The organism is Vibrio sp. Vb0349 (assembly GCF_033338975.1).
This window is the reverse complement of record NZ_JAWOTS010000261.1, coordinates 1-1,280: the sequence shown is the minus strand read 5'-3', so window position 1 is coordinate 1,280 and position 1,280 is coordinate 1. Positions and strand designations below refer to the sequence as shown.

Sequence of the window (1,280 nt, the reverse complement as noted above, 5' to 3'; positions counted from 1 at the left end):
AAATTCGTATTCCAAAGCCTTACTTGAGGACTTTATTGAACGCTTTACATCGATTTACGACATCATTGGTCTAAAGGCTCTTCCTTTAGAAGATCGCTCAGAGGAAAGCGTAGAAGCGCTTAAAAGCTATTACTCAAAGATAGGCTTTAAGGACGTTGGTATTGATGATTTGATGCTCTGGCCAGCGTTAGAAGAACCAAACTGGAACGAAGCCTAAGTTAGACATCGCATCTCATGATGCGACTTACCTTCCCACACCTATCTCAGCTTGGTGACTGATGCTTGCTCTTGGAAAATGATTGGTGACATGTTCGATAACACGATGACGGCTCAAGCAGGCCTCCATCAACACCGACAAGAACCGGAGAAGCCACAAACCAGTCATTAATCACTCAGATAATGAGGGCTTAACCAGCAGCTTCTCGCTTCTCTTTTGTTACCAACCAACACAAGAGTGACCCAACCGTCACCATAACAACGCCTTGCCAGAAACCGTTGCTCAACGTAACACCAAGGATAAGCGACGAAAACAGCGCAGAGAAAATCGGCGTGAAGTAAGACAAAGTCGCCAAAAAGACCATGTTCCCGCCAACAATGGCGATGTTCCATAAGCCATAACCACCCGCCATCAACGCTGCCGATGCAAACAGATATCCAAGAGCTGACCATGAGAACGTCATTGTAGGCTCATCCGCAAATGCGTACTTCACCCAAAGCGAAACCGCAGTTGCGATAAAAAACAACGTGATCGCATTGTGCTTCGATTGCTGTCGCTGTGTGAGATTACAATAAACCGCCCAAATCACCGCGCCAGTGAACGCCATGAAGTACACCAGCGGATTGCTGCTTACGTTCGAGATGATTTGTGTCGGGGATAAACCGTTATCGCCGCTCACTGTCCAAGCCACACCAATAAACGCGAGGGTTACTGCTGGATACAACAGCCAACTTGGCTTTTTGTTGCTACCCAACACTGCAAACAACACCGTCAGTGCTGGCCATAAATAGTTGACGATAGATACCTCAATCGCTTGAGCTCGCGAATTCGAATACCCAAGAGCAAGCGCAAGAAAGATCTCGTAGCAAACAAACATTGCGCCGCCAACTATCAGATACTTCGGAGAAAAGTAAGATAACTTTGGGATGCCCACCACAATCAATAAAAAGATTGAACTTAGCGAATACAACATCGCCGCCCCACCTACTGGCCCTAAACTTTCGGTTACGAGCCTTGCAATACCCAGTAAGCAACTCCAAGAGAGGATGGCAATGCAGCCATA

General features: G+C 46.8%; 1 protein-coding gene and 1 pseudogene. One reads left to right on the top strand and one right to left on the bottom strand.

Annotated features, from left to right (window positions below; translation table 11 throughout):
• A pseudogene (locus tag R7Q47_RS25035) lies at window positions 1-217 on the top strand (hypothetical protein); the annotation flags it as partial.
• Window positions 218-407: 190 nt separating this feature from the next.
• On the opposite strand, the gene yddG reads toward R7Q47_RS25035, so the two are convergent.
• Window positions 408-1,280 (bottom strand): aromatic amino acid DMT transporter YddG (gene yddG / locus R7Q47_RS25030; protein WP_318090011.1); only part of this gene is annotated, 873 nt, incomplete at its 5' end.